The following is a 24,858-nucleotide window of genomic DNA, read 5'->3' on the forward strand; positions in this document are numbered from 1 at the left end:
CGATCGTGTCCGCGCTGCACAAAAGGCGTCGTTGGCGCAGTCATGCGGGATGACTTCGCACCGGACGCGGCCGGCCAGAGGATCGGGGAGCCCGCGATTATAGCTTTTTTTTGAGCACCGCCTCATCGGCGGCGTTCAGGCGTCCGGCGGAGCGGGCCGCGTCGATCAATTCGGGGCGTTCCCGGGCGGTGATCGCCAGCCGCTGGTCGCGGCGCCAGCGCTCGATCTGCGCATGGTGGCCCGACATCAGCGGCGCCGGCACGCCCTGCCCGTTCCACTGCTCGGGCCGCGTGTAGTGCGGGCAGTCGAGCAGGCCGTCCAGCGCGGGATTGAAGCTGTCCTGCACATGGCTGGCCTCGTCGCCGAGCACGCCGGGCTGCAGCCGCGCCACCGCGTCGAGCAACGCCATCGCGGGGATCTCGCCGCCCGACAGCACGAAGTCGCCGAGGCTGACCTGGTGCGTGACATGGGCGTCGATGAAGCGCTGGTCGATGCCTTCGTAGCGGCCGCAGATCAGCACCGCGCCCTCGCTGGCCGACCAGCGCTCGACCGCTTCGTGGCGCAGCGCCTCGCCGATCGGCGAGAACAGCACCACCGGCGCCGGCACGCCGCGCGCGGCCTGCGCCGCGGCGAGGCAGGCCGACAGCGGCTCGGCCATCATCACCATGCCGGGGCCGCCGCCGAATGGGCGGTCGTCCACGCGCTTGTAATTGCCGTTCGCGTAGTCGCGCGGATTCCACAGCACCACCTCGACCTGCTTCGACTCGTAGGCGCGGCGCGTCACGCCGCTGGCCATGAAAGGCGCGAACAGTTCGGGAAACAGCGTGAGGATGTCGAAGCGCATGCGCGCGGACCGCGGCGGCGGGGCCGGGATCAGTAGTCGGGCTGCCAGTCGACCGTGATGCGCCGGCCCGCGAGGTCGACGCCGTCGACGAAGGCCGAGACGAAAGGCACCATGCGCTCGATGGCCTTGCCGTCCTGCTCGGCCGCGATCACCAGCGTGGTCTGCGGGCCGGTGGCGAGCAGTTCGCGCACCGCGCCGAGCACGATGCCTTCGCGGTTGACCACCTCGAGGCCGATCAGGTCGACCCAGTAGTACTCGTCGTCGGCGGTGCTCGGAAAGCTCGAGCGCGGCACGAACACGCGCGCGCCACGCAGCGCCTCGGCCGCGTTGCGGTCGGGCACGTCACGCGACGAGGCGACGATGCAGTCGGAATGTTCCTTGGCTTCGCTGATCGCGAGCCGGAAAGCGGTGGCGGCCGAAGCCCCGGGGGCCTGCAGGAACCAGCGCTTGGAAGAAAAAAGCGCCTCGGGCTGGGCGCTATGGGGCAGGACCTTGAACCAGCCCTTGATGCCCCAGGCATCGGCGATGCGGCCTACTTCGATCGCGTCCGCCGGCAATTCGGCGGCTTCGAGCGCGGGCAGCATCGCCGGTGGCCGGGCTGCTTAGGCGGCAGCCTTGGGAGCGGCCGCGGCGGCTTGACGGATCAGGCGCGCGACGGTGGGCGAGGGCTGGGCGCCGACGCTCTTCCAGTACGTCAGGCGGTCCTGAGCGATACGGATGCTTTCTTCGTTTTCCTTGGCGGTCGGGTTGTAGAAACCCAGGCGCTCGATGAAACGGCCATCGCGGCGAACGCGCTTGTCCGACACGACGATGTTGAAGAACGGACGGCCTTTGGCACCGCCACGGGAGAGTCGAATGACGACCATGATTTATCCTTGGGTGGGTCGCAGGCCTTCGTGTTTGAAGATGAAAACCTGCTCACGATGTTCTTCCAGCGTCGAGACACGCGACATGGCCACCCGGCCAGCGACACGCTGAAAAGCCCACGATTATAGCCCGCACCGCGTTCCGGCCGAGAATTCTTGCCTGCACTGGCCAGTTTCCGGCCCGTTTACGGCCATTTCGCCTCCCCAATTTCCCCTCATGACAACGATCCGCCTCAGCCGGGAAGACGACATCCCGGCGATCGCCGCCATCTACGCCCACCACGTCCTGCACGGCACCGGCACCTTCGAGACCGAGCCGCCCTCCCCCACCGAGATGGCCGCCCGGCGTGCCGACGTGCTGGGCAAGGGGCTGCCCTACCTGGTCGCCGAGCGCGACGGCGCGCTGCTGGGTTTCGCCTACTGCAACTGGTTCAAGCCGCGCCCGGCCTACCGCTTCTCGGCCGAGGACTCGATCTACCTGGCCGAGGCCGCGCGCGGCCAGGGCCTGGGCGCGCGGCTGCTGGCCGCCCTGTGCGAGGCGGCCGAGGCCGCCGGCGTGCGCAAGCTGATCGCGGTGATCGGCGACTCGGCCAATGCCGGCTCGATCGGCGTGCACCGCGGCCAGGGCTTCACCCAGGTCGGCGTGCTCAAGGACTGCGGCTGGAAGTTCGGCCAGTGGCGCGACGTCGTGCTGATGGAAAAGAGCATCGGCGCGGGCAGCAGCACCCATCCCGAATGAACGAAGCAACGAAAGCAGGATCGAGCACCGCATGAAAAGCAAGACGACCACGGCCTGGCTGGCCTTCCTGGGCGGCCCGCTGGGCCTGCACCGCTTCTACCTGCGCGGACTGGGCGACTGGCTCGGCTGGCTGCTGCCGATCCCGACCGCGCTGGGCCTCTACGGCATCGAGCGCGTGCGCATGTTCGGCGTGGACGACGGCTGGAGCTGGGTGCTGATCCCTTTCCTCGGCTTCACCATCGCCGGCTGCGCGCTCACGGCCATCGTCTACGGCCTGATGACGCCCGAGAAGTGGAATGCGCGCTACAACGCGGGCGCGGCACCCGACGCGGAACCGGGTCGCACGAGCTGGGCCACCATCGGCGCGGTGGTGCTGGCACTGTTCTTCGGCAGCACGATCCTCATGGCGAGCATCGTGTTCAGCTTCCAGCGCTACTTCGAGCACCAGGTCGAAGAGGGACGGAAGATTTCCCAGTAGATCCGGGGATTGGCACCCGGCGCCGACGCCGGGTACCAACCAAAAAAACCACCCGACCAGAGCCGGGTGGCAAACCTTGGAGACAAAAAAGACGCGGGAATCAGAAGCTGTGGCGCAGCCCGAAGTCGTAGCCCGTCGACGAGCGCGGTGCCCAGCCGGCGGTCGCCAGGTAGGCCGGAGCGCCACCGGTGGTCACGCGGTTGAACACGGCCGTGTTGTTCTGGCCATCCTTGATGCGCACGCGGGCGATCGTGGCGTACAGGGCGGTGCGCTTCGACAGGTTGTGCACGTAGCCCAGCGCGAACTGGTTGGCCTTGGTCGACAGCTCGGGGTTGCCGAACAGCGCGGTGGCCGGGTTCACGAAGCCGTTCTGGCCGGCCTTGTACTTCACGTAGCCGTACGAAGCCTTGATCTGGCCCGGGCCCACCGGCACGCTGACGCCGAGCAGGAAGCCGTCGTACTTGTCGGTCACGCTGTCGACGAAGGTCAGGGCGCCCAGGGCGGTGGCCGTGTCGAACTTGTTGCGGACTTGCGAGTACTCGCCGAACAGCTTCGCCGCGCCGAGGTCGTAGCTCGCGCCGAGGTTGAAGGTGTTGATGCGGTTCTTGAACGCTTGCGAAGCCAGCGCCGGGGTCAGGACCGTGGTCGCGGTCAGCGGCGTGGTGTCCTTGTTGTCCTGGCCGTAGGAAACGGCGACGTCCAGCGGGCCGTTGGCATAGCCGACGCGGCCGCCGAAGTACGAACCGCGCTTCGAGGGCGACTCGATCACGTTCTCGTCGAACTTGACGTTCTCGTGCAGCGCGTACTGGAACTGGCCATAGAAGCCACCGAGGTTCGGCGGCAGGAAGTAGCCGATGCTGTTGCTGGCGCGCGCGTAGTTGTCGCTGGCCGAAGCGCCGTTGGGCGCGGTGCCTGCCTTGCGCGACAGCGAGTCGCCGACGCGGCTGATCAGGCTCGTGCCCACGCCACGCAGACCGAAGGGATCGAACACGTTGTCGTTCCAGTAGGTGGGCGTGTAGTCGCGGCCGAGGCGGATTTCGCCGAAGCCACCCGACAGGCTCACGGTGGAGCGACGGTCGAACGCGGCCACGCCGGTCTTGCCGTCATCGTTGGTGATGCCCGATTCGAGCCAGAAGCTCGCTGCCAGGCCACCGCCCAGATCTTCCGTGCCGCGGAAACCGAGGCGGCTGGAGCTGCTGCTGCCGTTCGCCAGGGCCGTCTGGCTCTGCTTGCGCGAAGCGCCGTAGAGCAGCGGGTTCGTGCCACGGTACTCGCTCTTGGTCGAGTAGTTGCTCACGCTCGCATCGACCACGCCGAACAGCGTCACCGACGATTGAGCAGCCGCTCCGCCGGCCGCCAGCACGGCGGCCAATGCCACCAGGGATTTTTTCATTTCAGCTTCCTCTTTCTTAAGCACAACAAGCGTCCTGGGCGGTTCTTCGAGGAACCACCCCGGAACGGGGGGACACCGGGGATTCCGCGGCGGCTCGCCGCGGTTTCTCGCGTGCATCGGATCGCGTTTCATGCGGCGCCGGCGTGGGACCGGCTCCGAGCGACCTTGCACGCGATGCATCTGCAATCGGGTGCAGTGATGGTCTCGTGCGCGGGTGAAGAGTCCGTGACAACCCTTAGAGTCCGTTCACGGAAACGGGACTCTTTGGCGCGATAACAACACGCTCAGAAAGTTGTGCTGAAACGCACTGCGCTGCGCAAAGGCGTTGCGGCCAAGCGTGGACAGCTGGCGCACTCGATCGATCAGCGTCTTCCCAGAACAGTTCTGATGCAGGTTCGCAGCCACACGTGCTGAGGATCCAGGTCCGCCCTGGGATGCCAGACCTGCCCGACATGAAGCGGTTCGAGGCCGAGCGGGAACGGCACGGAAACAAGACCCAGATTTTTCGCGACTGCCTGAACCATCGAGTCCTGCACGGTCGCGACCAAGGGAGACTGCGACGCAGCCGCCAAGGCGGCATAGGACGTGGCTACGCGCAGCACGGAATTGCGGGATACGCCGGCGCCCGCGAGAGCCCGTTCCACCAACTGGTCGAGTCCATCGTGTGGCGCTTGGCAAACATGATCCGCCTTGATGTACCGCGTCAAGGTCATCCTCTGCCGGACCAGTTCGTGCGAGCGATGAACGACCACGACCGCCTGCTGTTTACGGAGGACCTCCACTCGCATCTCGGGCGGAAGTTTTCCTATTGCGCCAATCTCGACGTCGACGGCGCCTTGCCTCAACCGATCGGCATCGGCGCTCACGGCCGGCCGCAAGCTGAGCGTGGCATTTGGCATCTTCGCCCGGATCGCGCCCAGCAAACGAGCACCATAGGTCGTTGAGAGTTCGTCCGGAGCGATGACCGCGAATTCTCGTTTGGCCGACGACCATCGCCCGTCGTCGATGCCAGGCGCCAGAATCGCGCTCGCCCTCTCCACCACGTCGCGCGCCTCTTCGATCATCGTCATCGCCCGCGGCGTGGGAACCAGCCTGCGCCCGGCCCGAACGAGCAGCGGATCCCCAGTCACATCGCGAAGCCGCGCAAGCGCATGACTCATGGCGGGTGCGCTGAGATTCAGCATCTCTGCCGCTGCCTTGACGCTTCCGGCTTTCGCAAATGCATCGAGCGTGTAGAGAAGGTTCAAATCGAATCGCTTCATATGGTGCATGTATCGAATTCAATCATTGCACTTGTCGAATGCAATTGTGTGATCGAAGATCTTCATATGAAAACACCGGTCCGCCTCGCACACGCCCAAGGTGCGCCATCGAAGCCCGCGACGAAACCCGACGCCGGCCTCGGCGAGGCTCATTCCCCTCCCACGCATGGGTTGCTGCTTCCAACCGGCATCGTCCAACCTTTCGACATGCGCTTCGAATCCGACGATGTTCATGTCATCGCTTACTTTCGAGGTCATCCGGAATACGAGGCCGTGGAGGCAATGATTCATCGAAAGGGTTCGGCATCGACCTCAGTCCGGGCCATCCTGACGCGCCACGACCAGACACAGATCGATCACGTCAACGACAGAGCGACCCACATCGAAGCGCAGGCTTTCGAAGGCAGAGAAACGGTGTATCGCGAGGTGAACGTGGATCAGGAAGGCACGCCCGAACGACCGTGCATCACGGTCCGCTTCACGTCTTTGGCGAACGAAACCATCCTGCTTCGCGTGGTGGCGGCATCAGCGCCCGATGGCACCCGAGGTGGGTTGACCGATCCCGGCAGGCACTCGCCGAAGAGCAGCTTGCCTCTCATGTGGCGCGGCAAAAGTTGCCTCGCGGGACCAGGAACCACCGTTCGGATCAACGAGAGGACATATGACGTTGCCGAAAGAGTCCGCTCCCCGCAGGGATTCGTAGGTCTCAACGGCTTCTATACGGAGATGCATCAGATGGGAGCGATCCGCGCCAGCACCCACACACTGGATCTGGTGCATGAACCCTCGCAAATCGTGCTCGGAAGTTCCTGGACCTACTCAGCGATCGACAGGCAAGAGACCCGGTATGTGGTGACCGAGATGCACCGGTCGAGACAGATCGTTATCGAAAACGAATCTGGGCACCAGACAGAACGCATTTGGGCGGAAGCTCAAGGCCGGCATCTGCGGCTGCTGAAGATAGAAAGGCGAGGTCGCGATGCAACGACCCCAGGCTTTTCCATTCGCTTCGCGACACCAGGACGCTTCGCCATGGATATCGCGAACAACAAGGCAATCTTAGTGGGCCAGGCCTCCGTGCAGAACGCGAGCGGCGCGGGCGAGATCGAACTGCGGCCTCAGGAGCCTTCTTGGGCCACGGCCCGCAAGGCCCGCATTCGAATCCTTCGCGTCCAAGAGACCATCGAAATTCGCACCACTATCGGCTGATCGGCAAATCCAATGCGGGACCGATATGCCCGAGCGAGATCCGCGAAGGACCGCGCTCAGAAGATCTGCCAGCTCACCCAGTAAGCAATCGCCGCCACGAACGCCGATGCCGGGATCGTGAAGATCCACGCCCACACGATGTTGCCCGCCACGCCCCAGCGCACCGCGCTCGCGCGCTGCGCCGAGCCCACGCCGACGATGGCGCCGGTGATGGTGTGGGTGGTCGACACGGGAATGCCCAGCGCGGTGGCCAGGAACAGCGTGAGCGCGCCGCCGGTCTCGGCGCAGAAGCCGCCCACGGGCTTGAGCTTGGTGATCTTCTGGCCCATGGTCTTGACGATGCGCCAGCCGCCGAACATGGTGCCCAGCGCGATCGCGGCATAGCAGCTCACGATGACCCAGGTCGGCGGTTCTGCCTCGCCAGCCGAGGCGTAGCCGGTGGCGATCAGCAGCATCCAGATGATGCCGATGGTCTTCTGCGCGTCGTTGCCGCCGTGGCCCAGGCTGTAGGCGCCGGCCGAGACCAGCTGCAGCCGCCGGAACCAGCGGTCGATGCGCGAGGGCGTGGCGCGGCGGAAGGTCCAGGCCACGATCACCATCATCAGCGAGCCGAGCAGGAAGCCCAGCACCGGCGAGACGAAGATGAAGGCCACGGTCTTCCAGATGCCCGAGGCGACGAGGCCGCTGGTGCCGGTCTTGGCGATCACGGCGCCGACGATGCCGCCGATCAGCGCATGCGAGGAACTGCTGGGGATGCCGTAGTACCAGGTGACGAGGTTCCAGCTGATGGCGCCGATCAGCGCGCCGAACACCACGTGCACGTCGACCACGCCGGGCTGGGCGATGCCCTTGCCCACGGTGGCGGCCACGCTCAGGTGGAAGACGAAGATCGCGATCAGGTTGAAGAAGGCGGCGAACACCACGGCCTGGCCGGGCCGCAGCACGCCCGTGGACACCACGGTCGCGATCGAGTTGGCGGCATCGTGGAAGCCGTTCATGAAGTCGAACAGGATCGCCAGCGCGACCAGCACCATCACCACCCAGAGGGCGACCTGCACCGTTGCCATCGGTCGTGCCCGCTCAGGAGTTCTCGAGGACGATGCCCTCGATCACGTTGGCCACGTCCTCGCACTTGTCGGTGATCGTCTCGAGCAGCTCGTAGATCGCCTTGAGCTTGATGACCTCGCGCACGTCGGGCTCCTCGCGGAACAGCTTGCTCATGGCGCTGCGCATCACGCGGTCGGCGTCGGACTCGAGGCGATCGATCTCCTCGCAGGTCTTCAGGGTGGCCTCGGCCACGGCCGGGTCGGCGATCTTGCCGAGGTACTTCACGGCGTCCTTGAGGCGGTCGCAGCACTTCACGCTCAGCGTGGTGAGGCGCACGATCTCGTCGGTCATGTGGCGCACGTCGTACAGCGCCATGGTCTCGGCCGAGTCCTGGATCAGGTCGGCCACGTCGTCCATGGTGTTGATGAGCTTGTGGATCTGCTCGCGGTCGATCGGCGTGATGAAGGTCTTGTGGATCAGCCGGTTGACGTCGTGCGTGACGCGGTCGGCCGCGCGCTCGGCGTTGTCGACGTCGCGGTTGTACTGCTCGCGCAGGTGCACGTCGTTGTAGTTGGTGACGAGTTGCTCGAACGCCCGGGCCGCCTCGACGATGCGCTCGGCGTGCTGGTTGAACATCTCGAAGAAATTGCCCTCGCGGGGCAGCAGCTTGCCGAACATGGCGACTCCTGGAGGACGTCAATCACAGTTTCATGACGCCTTGATGAAAAACCCGCGAAGTTTAAACGGGCGGATCGTGCGATCCGGACCTTGGGGGGTTGATCTTTTCGTTGTATATGCGCGCGGCGTGGCTGCCGCGCTGCCGCCAGCAGCATCACCGGCGCGACGCCGGCGGGATCGAGGCCCGCCCCGGCGGCGCGCTCAAGCCTGGGGATCGGTGTCGCGCAGCCGCTCGATGACCTGCTTCGACACGCGCGCCAGCGCGGCGCGCGGCACCTTGTCGGGCGCGATCTCCGCCAGCGGCTTCAGCACGAAGGCGCGCTCGCGCATGCGCGGATGCGGCAGCGTGAGCGCGGGCGTGTCCTTGACCGTGTTGCCGTGCGTCAGCAGGTCGAGGTCGAGGGTGCGTGGCGCATTCGGGAACGGCCGCTCGCGCCCGGCCTCGAGCTCGAGCTGCTGCAGGTCGGCCAGCAACGCCTCGGCCGTGAGGCCGGTGCGCACCGCGACCACGGCATTGATGAAGTCGGGGCCGGTGGCATCGACCGGCGCGCTGCGGTAGAGCGAGGAGCTGGCCGTCACGGTGGTGCGCTCGATCGCGCCGATGGCGAGGACGGCGGCGCGCACCGCCGCGGCGGCATCGCCGAGGTTGGCACCGATCGCGATGAAGGCCTGGACCGTGGGGTACTCGTCGCGGGACCGGCTCGGAGGCCGGGCCGGGCCGGAGCCGCCCGAGCGACCGGCCGGCCTGCGCGCCGGCGCGGCGCCCTTGCGGGCCGGGCCGGCGGAACTGGCGCCGCGGCCGCCGGGCTTGCGATCGCCATCGCGGGCATCGCGCGGTGCCTGGCGACGGCCCTCGCCGCCCCCCGCGGGCTTGCGGCCGCCCGCGCCCTTGCCGCCCGGCGGGCGCCCTGCGGTACTCATTCGGACGCGGCTGGCGCGCCGCCCTCACCACCGGTACGCGGCTTGCGGCGGCGCCGGCGCTTGCGCGGCGCGGCCGCCTCGCCATCGGGCGGCACGGCAGCACCGGCTTCGCCGTCGGCCGCCTCGTCGTCCGCGCGCTCGTCGCCGCGCGCGGCGGCGCTCTTGACGACCACGGGACCGGCCGCGGGCGCGGTGTTGCGCACCCGCACGCGCTGACGTGTCTTCTGTTCGTCGCGCACCTGGTCCAGCAGGTCCTGGCGCCGCGTGTCGTCCGAGGTGCTGAACTCCTGCCACCACTCGGCGATGGCCTCGCTCACCTCACCCACGTCGGCGCGCAGGCGCATGAAGTCGAAGGCGGCACGGAAGCGCGCCTGCTCGACCAGGCTGTAGGGCGTGGAGCCGGTGCGCTTGTCGAAGCGCGGCTGCATCATCCAGATCTCGCGCATGTCGGCGGCCAGCTTGCCGCGGCCCGAGACGTCGCCGATGCGCGCGTTGAACACGTCGTCGATCGCGTCCTGCAGCGCCGGGAACGGCGGCTGCGCGCGCTGGCCGTTGCGGCCTTCCTGGCGCTGGGCCCAGCCGTCGCGCACGTCGGCCCACAGCACGCAGGCCAGCAGGAAGCTAGGCGCCACCGGCTTGCCCTCGCCGACGCGGCGGTCGGTGTCCTGCAGCGCGGCCTTCACGAACGGCAGGTCGGCACGCTCCACCACCACGTCGAGCAGCGGGTAGATGCCCCTGGCCAGCCCCAGCTTGCGCAGCTGCTCGACGGTGGCGATCGCATGGCCGGTCTGCAGCAGCTTGAGCATCTCGTCGAACAGGCGGCTCTGCGGCACGTCGGCCAGCAGCTTGCTCGACTCGACCAGCGGCGCGCCGGTCTTGGGCTCGAGCTTGAAGCCCAGGGCCGCGAGCTTGGCCGAGAAGCGGATGGCGCGGATGATGCGCACCGGGTCCTCGCGGTAGCGCACGGCCGGGTCGCCGATCATGCGCAGCACCAGCTTCTGGGCATCGCGGATGCCGTGGTGGTAGTCGATCACCACCTGCCGCGCCGGGTCGTAGTACATCGCGTTGACGGTGAAGTCGCGGCGCGCGGCGTCTTCCTCCTGCGGGCCCCAGACGTTGTCGCGCAGCACGCGGCCGCTGGCGTCCACGGCATGGGTCATGCCCGCGAGCTCGCCCTTGCTGGTCCGCTCGTTGCCGCTGACCTGGCCGGCCGCGGCCGCGTCCATGTAGGCGCGGAAGGTCGAGACCTCGATCACCTCGTGCTCGCGGCCGCGCCCGTACACCACGTGCACGATGCGGAAGCGCCGCCCGATGATGAAGGCGCGGCGGAACAGCCCCTTGACCTGCTCGGGCGTGGCATTGGTCGCCACGTCGAAGTCCTTGGGCCGCAGGCCGAGCAGCAGGTCGCGCACCGCGCCGCCCACCACGTAGGCCTCGAAACCGGCCTGCTGCAGGGTGGTGACCACGTTCTTCGCGCGTTCGTCGACCAGGGCCGGATCGATCCGGTGAACCTCCGCCGGCACTTCCTCGCGCTTGCCGAAGCGGCTCTTTCCCTGTGCGCCGCCGGCGGATTTGCCGAGCAGCTTGTCGATGAATTTCTTGATCATTGGTTGAGAAGGGTTCTTCTTATTCGTTTTCGAGCATGGAGCGGATCAACGGAATGGTGATCGCGCGTTGCGTCTGCAGCGCATAGCCGTCGAGCTGCGTGAGCAGCTCCATCAGGCTGCCGAGGTCGCGGCTGAAGCGGTGCAGCATGTAGTCGAGCACATCGTCGGACAGCATCACGCCGCGCGCATCGGCGGCCTGGCGCAGCACGGCGCGCCGCTCGCTCTCGCCGAGCACCTGCAGGTGGAACACGTGGCCCCAGCCGAGGCGGGTGCGCAGGTCCTCGCGCAGCGGCAGGTCGGCCGGCGGCAGCGCGCCCGCGGCCACCACGCCGCGCTGCAGGCTCTGCGCATTGACGAACCAGTTGAAGGCCGCGTGCTGCTGCACGGCGGTGTAGAGGTGCACCTCGTCGAGCAGCACGGCGACCCAGCGCTCGTCGAACTCGGGCGGCTCCAGCAGGCCGGCGTGCAGCCAGCCCACGCTGGCGCCCTGCTCGCGCAGCGCCACGCGCACCGATTCGAGCAGGTGGGTCTTGCCGCTGCCGCTTTCGCCCCACAGGTAGGTGGGCACGGGCGAGTGGAGCGCCGGACTGCCGGCGCCGCCCACCCACAGTTGCAGGTGCCGCAGCGCCGCCTCGTTCGGGCCGGCAAAGAAGGCGTCGAAGCTGGGGCCCGTCGCGATGCCGATATCGAGCGCGAGCTGTTTCATCCCGGGAAGGTTCATGGAGGGGGCGGTCAACGCCCGTAAAATCGTCCGGAATTCTATCGGCCCGGCCGTTTCGCCCTTTGACCCTCCCCCCGGGGTGCCATCGCGGCCGGTGCGCTTTCCATTCCTCTCGCTTCCAACCAGCCATGACCTCCCCTCTGCCCACTCCGCTCAGCTACAAGGACGCCGGCGTCGACATCGATGCCGGCGACGCGCTGGTCGACCGCATCAAGCCGCTCGCGAAGAAGACCCTGCGCGAAGGCGTGCTGGCCGGCATCGGCGGTTTCGGCGCCCTGTTCGAGGTGCCCAAGCGCTACAAGGAGCCGGTGCTGGTGAGCGGCACCGACGGCGTGGGCACCAAGCTCAAGCTGGCCTTCGAATGGAACATGCACGACACGGTCGGCATCGACCTCGTGGCCATGAGCGTCAACGACGTGCTGGTGCAGGGCGCCGAGCCGCTGTTCTTCCTCGACTACTTCGCCTGCGGCAAGCTCGACGTCGACACCGCCGCGGCGGTGGTGGGCGGCATCGCGCGCGGCTGCGAGCTCTCGGGCTGCGCGCTGATCGGCGGCGAAACCGCCGAGATGCCCGGCATGTACCCGGCCGGCGAGTACGACCTGGCGGGCTTCGCGGTCGGCGCGGTCGAAAAGTCGAAGATCCTCACGGGCCAGAACGTCAAGCCCGGCGACGTGGTGCTGGGCCTGGCCTCGGCCGGCGTGCATTCCAACGGCTTCAGCCTGGTGCGCAAGGTGATCGAACGTGCCGGCGCCGAGCTGCCCGCCACGCTCGACGGCAAGCCCTTCCGCGAGGCCGTGATGGAGCCCACCCACCTCTACGTGAAGCCGGTGCTCGAGGCGCTCGGCAAGCACCCGATCAAGGCGCTGGCCCACATCACCGGCGGCGGCCTGCTCGAGAACATCCCGCGCGTGCTGCCCGAGGGCACCGCCGCCCACCTGAAGAAGGGCAGCTGGCCGCAGACCGAGCTGTTCGCCTGGCTGCAGAAGGTGGCCGGCATCGACGACATCGAGATGAACCGCACCTTCAACAACGGCATCGGCATGGTGGTGGTGATCGACGCAGCCGAGGCCGCCGCCTGCGCCGCCACGCTGCGCGCGGCCGGCGAGACGGTGCACGAGATCGGCGCGATCGCCGAGCGCGGCGAAGGCGCCGCCGTGGTCGTCGCCTGAACCCACCGGGTTTCGACGCGCAAGCGCCCTCCCGGATGACCAAGCCCCTGCCCACCGCTCCCATCGCCCCCGTGCCGCCACGCAGCGCCCCGCGCAACGTGGTGATCGCCAGCTACCTGCTGATGCTCGCGGGCCTGATGCTCGTGATGTGGCAGCACCTGCTGCCGGGGCTGCTGTGCGCCTGCATCGGCTTCCTGGCCACGCGCTTCTTCGCGCGGCTGATCGGCCGCGGCCTGGCGCGCTTCGCCCCGCTGCGCACGCGCGGCGACGGCATCGCGCGCGTGCTGGCGGTCACGCTGGTGCTGCTGGCGCCGATCGCGCTGGTCACCGTGGGGCTGTCGCAGGCGCGGGAATACGTCATCGACGCACCCGACCAGTACCGAGAGCTGCTCGACTACACGGCGCGCACCGTGCTCGAGCTGCGGCTGAAGCTGCCGCCCGAGATCGCGGTCTACCTGCCCGAGGGCGCGGCCGAGATCCAGCGCATGGTGGCGAACTACATGCGCGCCCAGGCCGGCATGCTGGCACTCACCGGCCGCGCCTGGCTCGGGGCGCTGCTGTTCGCCTACGTGGGGCTGATCATCGGCGGGCTGGCCGCGGTGGCGCATGCGCGCGGACCGCGCCGGCCGCTGGCGGAGGAGCTGCACCAGCGCATCACGATGTTCGGCCAGGCTTTCGGCCAGATCGTCGCGGCGCAGTTCTGGATCGCGGCCTTCAACACGCTGCTGACCGCCATCTTCCTGCTGGTGCTGATGCCGCTGTGGGGCCCGCACCTGCCCTACACGCCCGCGCTGATCACGCTGACCTTCGTCGCCGGGCTGGTGCCGATCGTGGGCAACCTGGTGTGCAACGCGGTGATCACGCTGGTGGCGTTGTCGGTGTCGCCGGTCACGGCCGCGGCCTGCCTGGCCTTCCTGATCCTGATCCACAAGGCCGAGTACGTGATCAACGCCAAGGTGGTGGGCAGCCGCACGCAGATGAGCGTGTGGGAGCTGCTGGCCGTGATGTTCGTGGCCGAGGCGGTGTTCGGCCCGGCCGGGCTGGTGGCGGCGCCGCTGTTCTACGCCTACCTCAAGAAAGAGCTGCAGGCCGGCGGCCTGGTCTGAGGCGGCGGGCGCCCCGCGCGCCTGGCGATGTCCTGATCTGATCGATTCTGGTCCGCTCCGGAGCGGCCCTCAGGCGTGAAACCGCCAAGAATCGGGCGCATCATCCACTTCGCCTTCGGAAAATCCGCCATGAAGACCTGTCTGATTGTGATCGACGCCCAGGAATCGTTCCGCCAGCGCCCGTACTGGGACGAAAGCCTCGCGGCGCCCTATCTCGCGGCCCAGAACGCGCTGATCGCGGGCGCGGCCGAGGCCGGCCTGCCGATCGTGCGCGTCTACCACGTCGACGGCCCGACCACCGCCGCCAACCCCTTCGCGGTCGAATCGGGCTTCGTGCGCCCGATCGAGGGCCTGGCCGGCTTCGACGCCGCCGCCACCTTCACCAAGCACCGCCACAGCGCGCTGGTCAACAGCGGGCTCGACATCTGGCTCACCCAGCAGGGCATCGGCCGGCTGATCGTGAGCGGCATCCGCACCGAGCAGTGCTGCGAGACCACCACCCGCCATGCCTCCGACCTGGGTTGGGAGGTCGACTACGTGACCGACGCCACGCTGACCTTCGACATGGTGCAGCCCGACGGCAAGCCGCTTTCGGCCGCCGACATCAAGGCCCGCACGGCGACCGTGCTGGCGGGGCGCTTCGCGACCATCTGCGGCGTGGCGCAGGCGCTGGAACGCGCGGCATGAGTCCGTCGCCGGCCGCCGCGCTGCGCGTGCTGATCCTGGCCTTCGACGGCATCGAGGCCCTGGACTTCGCGGGCCCGTTCGAGGTGTTCACCACCGCGACCCGCGTGCACCGGCGACTGCGGCCGGACGAACCGGCGCTCTTCGAGGTCGCGGCCGTGGCCGAGGGCGCGCCCGCGCGGCCGGTCCAGGCGCGCGCCGGGCTGCGGCTGCTGGCCGCGCACGACCTGGCCGACGCGCCGCAGGCCGACCTGCTGCTCGTGCCCGGCGGCGTGGTCGACGCGCCGCTCGCGAGCGCCGCCACGCTGCAGTGGATCGCGCGGCAGGCCGCGGGCGCGCGGCTGGTGGCTTCGGTCTGCACCGGCGTCTTCCTGCTCGCGGCCAGCGGCGTGGTCACCGACCAGGCCGTCACCACGCACTGGGAGGACCTGGCCGATCTGCGCGAGCGCTTCCCGGCGCTCGAGGTGCGCGAAGGCGTGCGCTGGGTCGACGGGGGCCGGATCCTGAGCTCGGCCGGCATCAGCGCCGGCATCGACGTGAGCCTGCACCTGGTCGAGCGCCTGGCCGGCCGCGAACTGGCCGAGCGCACCGCGCGCCAGATGGACTACGCATGGACGCACAACCCACCCTGATCCGCGTCGTCTTCGTGCTGCTGCCCGGCAGCCTGGTGCTCGACTGGGCCGGGCCGGCCGAAGCGCTGCGCATCGCCAACCAGCGGCTGCGCGCCAGCGGGGCGCCGCCGCGCTTCGCGATCGAGTTCGCGAGCCCGCGGCCCGACACGGTCGGCTCGGTCGGCATCGCGCTGACCGGGCTGGCGCCGCTGCCGGACCTGCTCACCGCCGATGGTGTCGACGGCGCCGCCTGGGTGGTGCTGGTCGGCATGCCGGGCGACACGATCCCGATCGACACGCCCGAGACCCAGGACCTGCTGCACTGGCTGCGCGGCCTGCGGCTCGAGGCGGGGCGGCTCGAGCTGCTGACCATCTGCGCCGGCAGCCTGCTGGCCGCGCATGCCGGCGCGCTGGCCGGGCGGCGCGCCACCACGCACCACCATCACCTCGGCGAGCTGCGCGCCGTGGAGCCGCGCTGCGAGGTGGTGGGCAACCGGGTGTTCGTGCTCGACCCGCCGGTCTACAGCAGTGCCGGCGTCACCACCGGCATCGACCTGCTGCTGCACCGCATCGCCGACACCTGCGGCGAGGCGCTGGCGGCGCAGGTCGCGCAGACCATGGTGGTGGCGCTGCGGCGCGGCCCCCACGACCCGGAGCTGTCGCCCTTCCTGGCCTACCGCAACCACCTGCACGCCGCCCTGCACCGGGTGCAGGACGCGGTCAGCGAACGGCCGCAGGCCGACTGGAACGTGCCGCGCATGGCCGAGGTGGCCCACACCTCGGCGCGCCACCTCACGCGGCTGTTCGTCGAGCATGCGGGCGTGGCGCCGCTGGCCTACCTGCGCCGGCTGCGGCTGGCGGCCGCGCAACTGGCGCTGGCCTCGGGCGCCAGCGTCACGCGGGCGGCCGAGCTGTCGGGCTTCGGTTCCGACACGCAGTTGCGCCGCGCCTGGCACCAGTTCGGGCTGCCGGGTTCGCCGTCGGACGCGGCCGGGCTGGCGCGCGGCTGAGTCAGCCCAGGCAGGCGCGTGCGCGCGCCGCCAGCAGCGCCTTCTCGCGGCCGTTGCGCGTCAGGCCGGCCGCGCGCTCGAACTCGCGCCGCGCCTCGTCGAGCCGGCCCAGCTTGAACAGCAGGTCGCCGCGCACCGCCGGCAGCAGGTGGTAGCCCTGCAACGCAGGCTCGGCCAGCAGCGCATCGGCCACCTCGAGCCCCGCGGCCGGGCCGAAGGCCATCGACAGCGCGACCGCGCGGTTGAGCTCGACGATCGGCGAAGGCGCGAGCTGGGCCAGCGCGTCGTAGAGCGCGGCGATGCGGCCCCAGTCGGTCTGCTCGGCCGTGCGCGCCCGCGCATGGCAGGCGGCGATGGCGGCCTGCAGGGCATAGGGGCCGAGCGCGCCGCCGAGCGCCTCGGCGCGTGCCAGCGCGGCCAGGCCGCGGCGGATCAGCACGTGGTCCCAGCGCGCGCGGTTCTGCTCGAGCAGCAGCACCGGCTCGCCCGAGGGCCCGACGCGCGCGGCGGTGCGCGAGGCCTGGATCTCCATCAGCGCGACCAGCCCGTGCACCTCCGACGCCGCGGGCATCAGCTCGGCCACGATGCGGCCCAGGCGCAGCGCCTCCTCGCACAGCGCGGGGCGCATCCAGTCGTCGCCCGCGGTGGCGGCATAGCCCTCGTTGAAGATCAGGTAGAGCACCTCGAGCACCGAGGCCAGCCGCGGCTCGAACTCGGCGCGGCGCGGCACCTCGAAGGGCACGCGCGCCTCGGCCAGGGTGCGCTTGGCGCGCACGATGCGCTGCGCGACGGTGGGCTCGGTGACCAGGAAAGCGCGCGCGATCTCGTCGGTGGCGAGGCCGCCGAGCAGGCGCAGCGTGAGCGCCACGCGCGCCTCGGTCGACAGCACCGGGTGGCAGGCGGTGAAGACCAGCCGCAGCAGGTCGTCGCCGATGTCGTCGTCGAGCGCGGTGTCGACCGATTCGGCGAAGTCGGCCTGCGCGATCTCGTGCCGCGCATCGAGCTCGCGGCCGATCTCGCCGGCCTTGTGCTCGGCCAGCTGCAGGTGGCGCAGGCGGTCGAGCGCGCGGCGCTTGGCCACGGCGGTGAGCCAGGCCGCGGGGTTGTCGGGCACGCCCGATTCGCTCCACTGCTCGAGCGCCGAGACCAGCGCGTCCTGGGCCAGTTCCTCGGCCAGGCCCACGTCGCGCACCATGCGCGCGACGGTGGCGATGATCCTGGCCGACTCCATGCGCCACACCGCCTCGACGGTGCGATGGATCGCGGCGGTGCGCGGGTCGTGGCTCACCGGCTCAGTTCGCGGGCTTCTTGAGGGTCTGCATCGAGGGGAAGGCCTCGGCGGTCAGCGCCTGAACCTCGGCCGGATAGTCCTCGACCTCCTGGATCTGGCGCACCTCGATGACCTCGTTCTCGCCGCCGGGGCAGCGCGTGGCCCATTCGATGGCGGCGGCGCGCGAGGGCACGTCGATGATCCAGAAGCCGCCGAGCACTTCCTTGGCCTCGGCGAAGGGGCCGTCGACCACCGTGGGCTTGCGGCCCGGGAAGCTCACGCGCGCGCCCATCGAGGGTGGATGCAGGCCGTCGCAACTGATCAGGATGCCCGCCTCCTGCATCGATGCGTTGTAGGCCATCATGGCCGACACCGCGTCGACGTCGTCGGGGATGGTGCCGGGCGCGGCGTTCTCGTAGCCGAGGGGGATCATCAGCAGCATGAATCGCATGGCGGTTCTCCTGGATTCAGTGGCCGGGCTTGGTGCGGGCCTCGGTCTCGGCGCGCAGGCGGTCTTCCTGCGCGAGCAGCTCGGGCGTCATCGAATCGCCGAAGTCGGCAGCCTCGAAGACCTGGCGGATCTCGATCTCGCCTTCCTGGAACGGGCTGCGCCTGATCCACTCGATGGCCTCCTCCTTCGACTTCACCTGGAACAGCCAGAAGCCGGCCAGCAGTTCCTTGGTTTCGGCGAAAGGGCCGTCGATGACGGTGCGCTTGGTCGGGCCCTCGCAGCGCACGCGCACGCCCTTCGAGCTGGGATGGAGGCCCTCGCCCGCCAGCAGCACGCCGGCCTTCACCAGTTCCTCGTTGTACTTGCCCATCGCGGTGAGGATCTCGGTGCTGGGCATCACGCCGGCTTCGGAATCCGCATTGGCCTTGACCAGAATCATGAATCGCATGTCGTTGCTCCTAGAGGGGGGTTGGAAGTGGAAATCGGGAACGGCGTCGAAGCCTCGAATCTGCCTGCTCCTGTTGACACGTCGAGCGACGGCCGGCCGGATCGACAGGAATCGACCGGCCCAGTTGTAAAAAAGCGTTTCAATTTCGGCGAGCCGGCCGCTACGGACGGCCGCAGAAGCGCAGCACATGCCCGTCGGGCTCGCGGATCGCGAACTCGCGCGTGCCCCAGGGCTGCGACACCGGCGCCTCGATGACCGTGACGCCGCGCTTCAGGTAGGCCGCATGCAGGCCGTCGATGTCGTGGCCGACCTGGATCACGAACTCGCCGCGCCACGGACGCGGCTCGCGCGCGCCGGTCTGCCACAGGCGCAGGTAGATCGGCTGGCCGGCGCCGGCCGGCAGCTGCCTGACGCGGCCGTAGCTCGGCGGTTCGCCCGCGATGAAGTCGAGCTCGAAGCCCAGCACCTCGCAGAACCAGCGCGCAGCGCGGCCGACGTCGGCCACCGGCAGCACCGGCTCCATGCCATGGAAGCCGTGCACGGCGCCGAGGGCGGGCGCGCCGGTGGGGCCCGCCCGGGTGGCCATCAGCTGGCGGCGCGCCGCAGCGCGGCCACGCGCTCCGCGATGGCGTCGATGTCGAGCGCGTCCTCGGCATGGGCCAGGTAGGCCTCGAGGTCGCGCACCGCGGCGGCCGTGCTGCCCTGCTCGGCATGGGCGATGCCGCGGTCGCGGTACTCGCCCCAGGCCTCGGGGAGCAGCGCGATGATGCGGTCGAGCACGGCGATCAGCCGCTGCCAGTCCTCCTGCGCGCGGTGCACTTCCTTGAGGTTGCGCAGCATGCGGCCGATGATCTCGCGCGAGCTCGCGGGCTGCAGGTACAGGCCCAGCGGCACGTCGAATTCGCCGACCAGGCCGTTGCCGCGCTTGTAGGGCTCGAGCCGCTCGCTGAGTTCCTCGCGCGAGAGCGACTTGCCGGTGAAGGGATCGATCACCACCTGCCCCTTGGGCAGCGTCACCTTGAGCATGAAGTGCCCCGGGAAGCCGATGCCGCGCGCCTGCAGCCCCAGGCCCTGCGCCAGCTCCATCCACAGCACCGCGAGCGAGATCGGGATGCCGCGGCGCGTGCGCAGCACCGCGTTGAGGTAGCTGTTGTCGGGGTCGTAGTAGTCGTTGACGTTGCCGCCGAAGTTCAGGTCGTTGAAGAAGAACTGGTTGAGCGCGCGCAGCCGCGCGAGCGGTGCGGCGTCGGACGGCAGGCGGCGCTTGAGGCGGGCCAGCAGCTGGTCGACATCGCCGAGCACCTGCTGGACGTCGAGGTCGGGGTATTCGTCCTGCGCGATGCTGGCGGCGGCCTCGAGCAGCGGGAACTGGTCGTCGCTCTGCACGAGCGACTCGAAATACTCGAGTGTGGTGGGGACCTGGAAGCTGAACGTCGTCATGTGGCTTTGTAGAGGAGCGGGGCCGGCAGCGTCAAGGCGGGGGACATGCGGATTGCCAAGGCATCCGGCGGTGCCGATCGTCGGAGGCTCAGCGCCGCATGAAGCTGCGCAGCCGCACGCCGGCGGCGGCCAGCACCGCGAAATAGAGCAGCGCGGCGCCGGTCACCAGCATCGCGAGCAGGCCGATGCGCCAGAAGCGCTGCTCGCGCAGGCCGATCCAGTCGAAATGCCCCGAGGCCCAGGCCAGCAGCGCGGCCAGCACCAGCGAGCCCGCGAGCACCTGCAGCGCGAAGCGGCCCCAGCCGGGCTCGGGCTTGTAGCTGCCGCGGCGGATCAGGCCCGCCAGCAGCCAGCTCGCGTTGACCAGCGCGCCGATGCCGATGGTCAGGGTCAGCGCCGCGTGCTGCAGCACCGGCACCAGGAACAGGTTGAGCACCTGGGTCAGGATCAGCACGCCGACCGCGATCAGCATCGGCGTGCGGGTGTCGTGCTTGGCGTAGTAGCCCGGCGCGAGCACCTTGATCGCCACGATGCCGACCAGCCCGACGCCGTAGCCCATCAGCGCGACGGTGGTGCGGCGCACGTCCTCGCCCCCATAGGCACCGTTGTGGAACAGCACCGCCACCAGCGGCTGCGAGAACAGCAGGAGCGCCACCGCGCACGGCGCCGCGAGCAGCAGCACCAGGCGCAGGCCCCAGTCGAGCAGCGACGAATAGCGCGCGTCGTCCTTGGCCGCGCGCGCGCCGGCCAGCTGCGGCATCAGCACTACGCCCAGCGCCACGCCCAGCATGGCGGTCGGAAACTCCATCAGCCGGTCGGCATTGGTGACCCAGGTCACGCTGCCGGTGGCCAGGTGCGAGGCGATCTGCGTGTTGATCAGCAGCGAGATCTGCGCCACGCTCACGCCGAGCAGCGCGGGCAACATGAGGCGCGCGATCTTGCGCGTGTCGGGGTCGGCCCAGGCGGTGCGCAGCGCCTTGAAGCTCGCGCCGATGCGCGGCAGCAGCCCCAGCTTGCGCAGCGCGGGCAGTTGCAGCGCCAGTTGCAGCACGCCGCCCACCATCACGCCCACGCACTGGGCATAGATCGGCTCGATGCCCCAGCGGCGGAACAGCGGCGCGCCGAACAGGATCGACAGGATCAGCGCGATATTGAGCAGCACCGGCGAGGCCGCCGGCACCGCGAACTTGCGCCAGGTGTTGAGGATGCCGCCCGCCAGCGCCACCAGCGACATGAAGCCGATGTAGGGGAACATCCAGCGCGTCATGACCACCGCGGCATCGAAGCCCGCGAGGCCGCTGGCCATGGCCCAGACCAGCCACGGCGCGCCGACCACGCCGACCACGCACACCAGCACCAGCATCCAGGTCAGCAGCGTGGCGACATGGTCGACCAGTTCCTTGGCGCCGGCGTCGCCGCGCTCGGTGCGGGTGGCCGCCAGCACCGGCACGAAGGCCTGGCTGAACGCCCCCTCGCCGAAGACCCGGCGGAACAGGTTCGGAATGCGGAAGGCGACGTTGAAGGCGTCGGTCAATGCGCTGACGCCGAACACCGAGGCGAACAGCACGTCGCGCACGAGGCCGGTGATGCGCGAGGCGAGGGTCAGCAGGGAGACGGTGGAGGCGGATTTGAGCAGCGACACGGGGGGAGTGTAGGCCCCGCAAAGCCCGTGAAATGGCGGTTCTGGCCAGATTTCGCCGCCCGGCCTATAATGGAGGGCTTTGCTGCATCATCCTCAGACACTGAGAGAACACTACCATGGCATCTACCAAGCCCAAGAAGAAGAACCCGCGCCTGGCGTCGGGCCGCAAGCGCGTCCGCCAGGACACCAAGCTGAACGCAGCGAACACCTCGCTGCGTTCGAAGTACCGCACGGCAGTCAAGAACGTCGAAAAGGCTGTTCTGGCCGGCGACAAGACCAAGGCGACCGAGCTGTTCGCCAAGGCCCAGAGCATCGTCGACACGGTCGCCGACAAGGGCATCTTCCACAAGAACAAGGCTGCTCGCGACAAGAGCCGCCTGTCGGCCAAGGTCAAGGCCCTGGCCCTCGCGCCTGAAAAGGCCGCCGCCTGACACCTGTCAGGCAAGCCCGGACCGGTTCGCGCCGGTCCGCCGTTTGATCGGGGTGCGCTGCAGCAAAGTGAAAAACCGCCTTCGGGCGGTTTTTTCATGGGCGAACGGTTTGTCGAAAAAGGAAAAGCGGTCGACCGCTCAGGGCTTCTTGACCGGCGTCGGCGGGGTCCGCTGGAGCCCGTCCTTGTGCTGGTGATCCGGATCGGGCACCAGGCAGGCCTCGGCCACCTGCAGGTCGTTGTCGCGCGCGAAGTTCACGCAGAAGTCCCAGGCCATGGGTTCGGCCTCGCGCAGCGCGCTGTTCACCACCACGCACTTCACGCCATTGATGGTGGTCGGCACGCACCACGGCGAGTAACTCAGGTGGCTGCCCGGATAGGCCCCGCCGGGCCGGAAGGAACACATCACGCCGGCCAGCCGCTCGGCCCAGTCGCTCGGGCGAAAGGTGCGGCCGTCGTGCGTGATGCCTTGGATGAAGATCTCGGTGGCGGTGGGGGAAATCATCGTTTGGGAAGAGGCGACCGCACGCCGTAGCGAGCTGTTGCGGTGCAACAAGGATTCTATCCGCGCCCTCCCCCTTCCCACCGGGCGCAGGGCATTGCTGTGATGCGGAATCCTCAACGCCAGCGTCAAACTCGCCGCCTAGAATCCGCCTTCCCTTACTGGAGAACCGAATGAGCGCTACCGTCGAGCCCACCTCGCCCCACGTCATGAACACCTACGGCCGCCTTCCGATCGCGCTGTCGCACGGTCAGGGTTGCCGAGTCTGGGACACGAACGGCCGCGCCTACCTCGACGGCCTCGGCGGCATCGCGGTCAACACGCTGGGCCACAACCATCCCGAGCTGGTGCCCGCGCTGCAGGACCAGGTCAGCAAGCTGATCCACAGCTCCAACTACTACCACGTGCCCGGCCAGGAGAAGCTCGCCACCAAGCTGACCGAGATCTCGGGCCTGACCAACGCCTTCTTCTGCTGCACCGGCCTCGAAGCCAACGAAGCCGCGCTCAAGCTGGCGCGCAAGTTCGGCCACGACAAGGGCATCGAGCGCCCCGAGATCGTGGTCTATGAAGCCGCTTTCCACGGCCGCAGCATCGCCACCCTGTCGGCCACCGGCAATCCCAAGGTGCAGAAGGGCTTCGGCCCGCTGGTCGAGGGCTTCATCCGCGTGCCGCTCAACGACATCGAGGCCCTGAAGAAGGCCACCGAGGGCAACCCCAACGTGGTCGCCGTGTTCTTCGAGACCATCCAGGGCGAAGGCGGCATCCACCCGATGCGCATCGAGTACCTGAAGCAGGTGCGCGCGCTGTGCGACGAGCGCGACTGGCTCATGATGATCGACGAGGTGCAGTGCGGCATGGGCCGCACCGGCAAGTGGTTCGCCCACCAGTGGGCCGGCATCAAGCCCGACGTCATGCCGCTGGCCAAGGGCCTGGGCTCGGGCGTGCCGATCGGCGCCGTGGTGGCCGGCCCCAAGGCTGCCCACATCTTCGGCCCCGGCAACCACGGCACCACCTTCGGCGGCAACCCGCTCGCCATGCGCGCCGGCATCGAGACCATCCGCATCATGGAGGAGCAGAAGCTGCTTGAGAACGCCGCCAACGTCGGCGCCCACCTGAAGGCCGCGCTCGAGCGCGAACTCGGCGGCCTGCCCGGCGTGAAGGAAGTGCGCGGCCAGGGCCTGATGCTGGGCATCGAGCTCGACCGTCCCTGCGGCGCGATCCTCAACCGCGCCTGCGACGCCGGCCTGCTGCTGAGCGTGACCGCCGACAGCGTGATCCGCCTGGTGCCGCCGCTGATCCTGAGCATCGCCGAGGCCGACGAGATCGTCGCCATCCTCGCGCCGATCGTGAAGACCTTCCTCTCGGAGCCCGCCCCCAAATGACGAGTGCCAGCGCGACGCCAGCCATCCGCCACTACCTGCAGTTCTCGGACTTCTCGGCCGACGAGTACGCCTACCTGTTCGACCGCATGGCGGTCATCAAGAAGAAGTTCAAGACCTACGAGAAGCACCAGCCGCTGACCGACCGCACGCTGGCCATGATCTTCGAGAAGGCCAGCACGCGCACCCGCGTGAGCTTCGAGGCCGGCATGTACCAGCTCGGCGGCAGCGTGGTGCACCTGACCACGGGCGACAGCCAGCTCGGCCGCGCCGAGCCGATCGAGGACAGCGCCAAGGTCATCAGCCGCATGGTCGACCTGGTGATGATCCGCACCTACGAGCAGACCAAGATCGATGCCTTCGCCGCGCATTCGCGCGTGCCGGTCATCAACGGCCTGACCAACGAATTCCATCCCTGCCAGATCCTCGCGGACATCTTCACCTACATCGAGCACCGCGGCTCGATCCAGGGCAAGACGGTGGCCTGGGTGGGCGACGGCAACAACATGGCCAACACCTGGCTGCAGGCCGCCGAAATCCTCGGCTTCACCGTGCACGTGAGCACGCCCAGCGGCTACGAGGTCGACCAGTCGATCGCCGGCATCCGCTCGGGCGACAGCTACAAGGTCTACAAGGACCCGATGGAAGCCTGCCGCGGCGCCGACCTGGTGACCACCGACGTCTGGACCAGCATGGGCTACGAGGCCGAGAACGAGGCGCGCCGCAAGGCCTTCGCCGACTGGTGCGTGGACGAGGAGATGATGCGCGGGGCCCAGCCCGACGCGCTGTTCATGCACTGCCTGCCCGCGCACCGCGGCGAGGAAGTGCAGGCCGAGGTCATCGACGGCCCGCAGTCGGTGGTCTGGGACGAGGCCGAGAACCGCCTGCATGCGCAGAAGGCGCTGATGGAGTTCCTGCTGCTCGGCAGGCTCTGAGCGCCCTCTTCTTCCG

Annotated in this window: 28 protein-coding genes; 11 read left to right on the forward strand and 17 right to left on the reverse strand. The window is 68.9% G+C overall.

Annotated features, from left to right (window positions below):
* Positions 1-97 precede the first annotated feature (97 nt).
* Genes trmD through rpsP form a run of 3 tightly spaced genes read right to left on the reverse strand, consistent with a single transcriptional unit; the run spans position 98 to position 1,710 of the window.
* Positions 98-844, reverse strand: a complete 747-nt coding sequence (gene trmD, locus ACEN9J_RS12280) for a tRNA (guanosine(37)-N1)-methyltransferase TrmD (protein WP_261208589.1) — start codon at positions 842-844, stop codon at positions 98-100.
* Positions 845-873: 29 nt separating this feature from the next.
* The gene (gene rimM / locus ACEN9J_RS12285) at positions 874-1,428 is read right to left on the reverse strand and encodes a ribosome maturation factor RimM (protein ID WP_057590646.1); all 555 of its coding nucleotides are present in this window, start codon (positions 1,426-1,428) and stop codon (positions 874-876) included.
* A gap of 18 nt (positions 1,429-1,446) precedes the next feature.
* Positions 1,447-1,710 carry a 30S ribosomal protein S16 gene (gene rpsP, locus ACEN9J_RS12290; RefSeq protein WP_057590647.1) on the reverse strand — a complete coding sequence of 88 codons (264 nt, stop codon included), beginning with the start codon at positions 1,708-1,710 and terminating at the stop codon, positions 1,447-1,449.
* 217 nt (positions 1,711-1,927) lie between these two features.
* Between rpsP and ACEN9J_RS12295 the strand changes: the two genes are divergently transcribed.
* Complete coding sequence (locus ACEN9J_RS12295; protein ID WP_413764213.1) at positions 1,928-2,449, forward strand: N-acetyltransferase family protein; 522 nt, start codon at positions 1,928-1,930, stop codon at positions 2,447-2,449.
* A gap of 31 nt (positions 2,450-2,480) precedes the next feature.
* Positions 2,481-2,927: an NINE protein gene (locus ACEN9J_RS12300; RefSeq protein ID WP_057590649.1), complete on the forward strand. Its 447-nt coding sequence runs from the start codon at positions 2,481-2,483 to the stop codon at positions 2,925-2,927.
* A gap of 100 nt (positions 2,928-3,027) precedes the next feature.
* Here the strand turns inward: ACEN9J_RS12300 and ACEN9J_RS12305 are convergent, their stop codons facing one another.
* The gene (locus ACEN9J_RS12305) at positions 3,028-4,320 is read right to left on the reverse strand and encodes a porin (RefSeq protein ID WP_057590650.1); all 1,293 of its coding nucleotides are present in this window, start codon (positions 4,318-4,320) and stop codon (positions 3,028-3,030) included.
* Positions 4,321-4,682: 362 nt separating this feature from the next.
* The gene (locus ACEN9J_RS12310; protein ID WP_413764214.1) at positions 4,683-5,582 is read right to left on the reverse strand and encodes a LysR family transcriptional regulator; all 900 of its coding nucleotides are present in this window, start codon (positions 5,580-5,582) and stop codon (positions 4,683-4,685) included.
* 66 nt (positions 5,583-5,648) lie between these two features.
* Here ACEN9J_RS12310 and ACEN9J_RS12315 point away from each other — a divergent pair, with 66 nt between their 5' ends.
* Positions 5,649-6,791 (forward strand): hypothetical protein, encoded by a 1,143-nt coding sequence (locus tag ACEN9J_RS12315; protein ID WP_413764215.1) that lies wholly within the window; start codon positions 5,649-5,651, stop codon positions 6,789-6,791.
* A 56-nt stretch (positions 6,792-6,847) separates the two neighbouring features.
* On the opposite strand, the gene ACEN9J_RS12320 is transcribed toward ACEN9J_RS12315, so the two are convergent.
* The 5 genes from ACEN9J_RS12320 to hda form a co-directional block, all read right to left on the reverse strand.
* The gene (locus tag ACEN9J_RS12320; protein WP_057590651.1) at positions 6,848-7,858 is read right to left on the reverse strand and encodes an inorganic phosphate transporter; all 1,011 of its coding nucleotides are present in this window, start codon (positions 7,856-7,858) and stop codon (positions 6,848-6,850) included.
* Positions 7,859-7,871: 13 nt separating this feature from the next.
* A complete protein-coding gene (locus ACEN9J_RS12325) occupies positions 7,872-8,516 on the reverse strand; it encodes a DUF47 domain-containing protein (protein ID WP_057590652.1) in 645 nt (214 codons plus the stop codon).
* A 201-nt stretch (positions 8,517-8,717) separates the two neighbouring features.
* Positions 8,718-9,437, reverse strand: coding sequence for a 2-amino-4-hydroxy-6-hydroxymethyldihydropteridine diphosphokinase (gene folK, locus ACEN9J_RS12330; protein WP_413764216.1), 720 nt, complete (start codon positions 9,435-9,437; stop codon positions 8,718-8,720).
* Positions 9,434-11,044, reverse strand: coding sequence for a polynucleotide adenylyltransferase PcnB (pcnB, locus tag ACEN9J_RS12335; RefSeq protein ID WP_261208599.1), 1,611 nt, complete (start codon positions 11,042-11,044; stop codon positions 9,434-9,436). The genes folK and pcnB overlap by 4 nt, the downstream gene beginning before the upstream one ends.
* Before the next feature lie 19 nt (positions 11,045-11,063).
* Positions 11,064-11,750, reverse strand: coding sequence for a DnaA regulatory inactivator Hda (gene hda, locus ACEN9J_RS12340; protein ID WP_314733633.1), 687 nt, complete (start codon positions 11,748-11,750; stop codon positions 11,064-11,066).
* A gap of 143 nt (positions 11,751-11,893) precedes the next feature.
* Here hda and purM point away from each other — a divergent pair, with 143 nt between their 5' ends.
* The 5 genes from purM to ACEN9J_RS12365 all read left to right on the forward strand — a co-directional run bounded on the left by purM (position 11,894) and on the right by ACEN9J_RS12365 (position 16,345).
* Entirely contained in the window at positions 11,894-12,934 is a 1,041-nt protein-coding gene (purM, locus tag ACEN9J_RS12345; protein WP_057590655.1) for a phosphoribosylformylglycinamidine cyclo-ligase, read from the forward strand.
* A gap of 35 nt (positions 12,935-12,969) precedes the next feature.
* Complete coding sequence (locus tag ACEN9J_RS12350) at positions 12,970-14,040, forward strand: AI-2E family transporter (RefSeq protein ID WP_413764217.1); 1,071 nt, start codon at positions 12,970-12,972, stop codon at positions 14,038-14,040.
* 129 nt (positions 14,041-14,169) lie between these two features.
* Positions 14,170-14,727, forward strand: coding sequence for a cysteine hydrolase family protein (locus ACEN9J_RS12355; protein WP_413764218.1), 558 nt, complete (start codon positions 14,170-14,172; stop codon positions 14,725-14,727).
* Positions 14,724-15,356 carry a DJ-1/PfpI family protein gene (locus ACEN9J_RS12360; RefSeq protein WP_413764219.1) on the forward strand — a complete coding sequence of 211 codons (633 nt, stop codon included), beginning with the start codon at positions 14,724-14,726 and terminating at the stop codon, positions 15,354-15,356. The genes ACEN9J_RS12355 and ACEN9J_RS12360 overlap by 4 nt, the downstream gene beginning before the upstream one ends.
* Positions 15,335-16,345: a GlxA family transcriptional regulator gene (locus ACEN9J_RS12365; protein ID WP_413764220.1), complete on the forward strand. Its 1,011-nt coding sequence runs from the start codon at positions 15,335-15,337 to the stop codon at positions 16,343-16,345. The genes ACEN9J_RS12360 and ACEN9J_RS12365 overlap by 22 nt, the downstream gene beginning before the upstream one ends.
* A 1-nt stretch (position 16,346) precedes the next feature.
* Here ACEN9J_RS12365 and ACEN9J_RS12370 read toward each other — a convergent pair whose 3' ends face one another.
* The 6 genes from ACEN9J_RS12370 to murJ form a co-directional block, all read right to left on the reverse strand.
* Positions 16,347-17,576, reverse strand: a complete 1,230-nt coding sequence (locus tag ACEN9J_RS12370) for an RNA polymerase sigma factor (RefSeq protein ID WP_413764561.1) — start codon at positions 17,574-17,576, stop codon at positions 16,347-16,349.
* A gap of 61 nt (positions 17,577-17,637) precedes the next feature.
* The gene (locus ACEN9J_RS12375) at positions 17,638-18,066 is read right to left on the reverse strand and encodes a YciI family protein (RefSeq protein ID WP_413764221.1); all 429 of its coding nucleotides are present in this window, start codon (positions 18,064-18,066) and stop codon (positions 17,638-17,640) included.
* Positions 18,067-18,082: 16 nt separating this feature from the next.
* Positions 18,083-18,514, reverse strand: coding sequence for a YciI family protein (locus ACEN9J_RS12380; protein WP_057590662.1), 432 nt, complete (start codon positions 18,512-18,514; stop codon positions 18,083-18,085).
* A 160-nt stretch (positions 18,515-18,674) separates the two neighbouring features.
* Positions 18,675-19,100 (reverse strand): bleomycin resistance protein, encoded by a 426-nt coding sequence (locus ACEN9J_RS12385; protein WP_057590663.1) that lies wholly within the window; start codon positions 19,098-19,100, stop codon positions 18,675-18,677.
* Complete coding sequence (locus ACEN9J_RS12390; protein WP_413764222.1) at positions 19,100-19,954, reverse strand: SirB1 family protein; 855 nt, start codon at positions 19,952-19,954, stop codon at positions 19,100-19,102. The genes ACEN9J_RS12385 and ACEN9J_RS12390 overlap by 1 nt, the downstream gene beginning before the upstream one ends.
* A gap of 88 nt (positions 19,955-20,042) precedes the next feature.
* Positions 20,043-21,596 carry a murein biosynthesis integral membrane protein MurJ gene (gene murJ / locus ACEN9J_RS12395; protein ID WP_413764223.1) on the reverse strand — a complete coding sequence of 518 codons (1,554 nt, stop codon included), beginning with the start codon at positions 21,594-21,596 and terminating at the stop codon, positions 20,043-20,045.
* 116 nt (positions 21,597-21,712) lie between these two features.
* Between murJ and rpsT the strand changes: the two genes are divergently transcribed.
* Positions 21,713-22,027 carry a 30S ribosomal protein S20 gene (gene rpsT / locus ACEN9J_RS12400; protein WP_057590666.1) on the forward strand — a complete coding sequence of 105 codons (315 nt, stop codon included), beginning with the start codon at positions 21,713-21,715 and terminating at the stop codon, positions 22,025-22,027.
* A 138-nt stretch (positions 22,028-22,165) separates the two neighbouring features.
* On the opposite strand, the gene ACEN9J_RS12405 is transcribed toward rpsT, so the two are convergent.
* Positions 22,166-22,531, reverse strand: a complete 366-nt coding sequence (locus ACEN9J_RS12405) for a DUF3579 domain-containing protein (protein ID WP_057590667.1) — start codon at positions 22,529-22,531, stop codon at positions 22,166-22,168.
* Between the two features lie 170 nt (positions 22,532-22,701).
* Between ACEN9J_RS12405 and ACEN9J_RS12410 the strand changes: the two genes are divergently transcribed.
* Together ACEN9J_RS12410 and argF are read left to right on the forward strand one after the other, a co-directional pair.
* The gene (locus ACEN9J_RS12410; protein WP_057590668.1) at positions 22,702-23,910 is read left to right on the forward strand and encodes an aspartate aminotransferase family protein; all 1,209 of its coding nucleotides are present in this window, start codon (positions 22,702-22,704) and stop codon (positions 23,908-23,910) included.
* Positions 23,907-24,842 carry an ornithine carbamoyltransferase gene (argF, locus tag ACEN9J_RS12415; RefSeq protein ID WP_261208607.1) on the forward strand — a complete coding sequence of 312 codons (936 nt, stop codon included), beginning with the start codon at positions 23,907-23,909 and terminating at the stop codon, positions 24,840-24,842. Before ACEN9J_RS12410 ends, argF begins: the two co-directional genes overlap by 4 nt.
* Positions 24,843-24,858: the final 16 nt, after the last annotated feature.

The sequence above is a fragment of the Variovorax sp. Varisp41 genome, assembly GCF_047325085.1.
Classification (GTDB): domain Bacteria; phylum Pseudomonadota; class Gammaproteobacteria; order Burkholderiales; family Burkholderiaceae_C; genus Variovorax.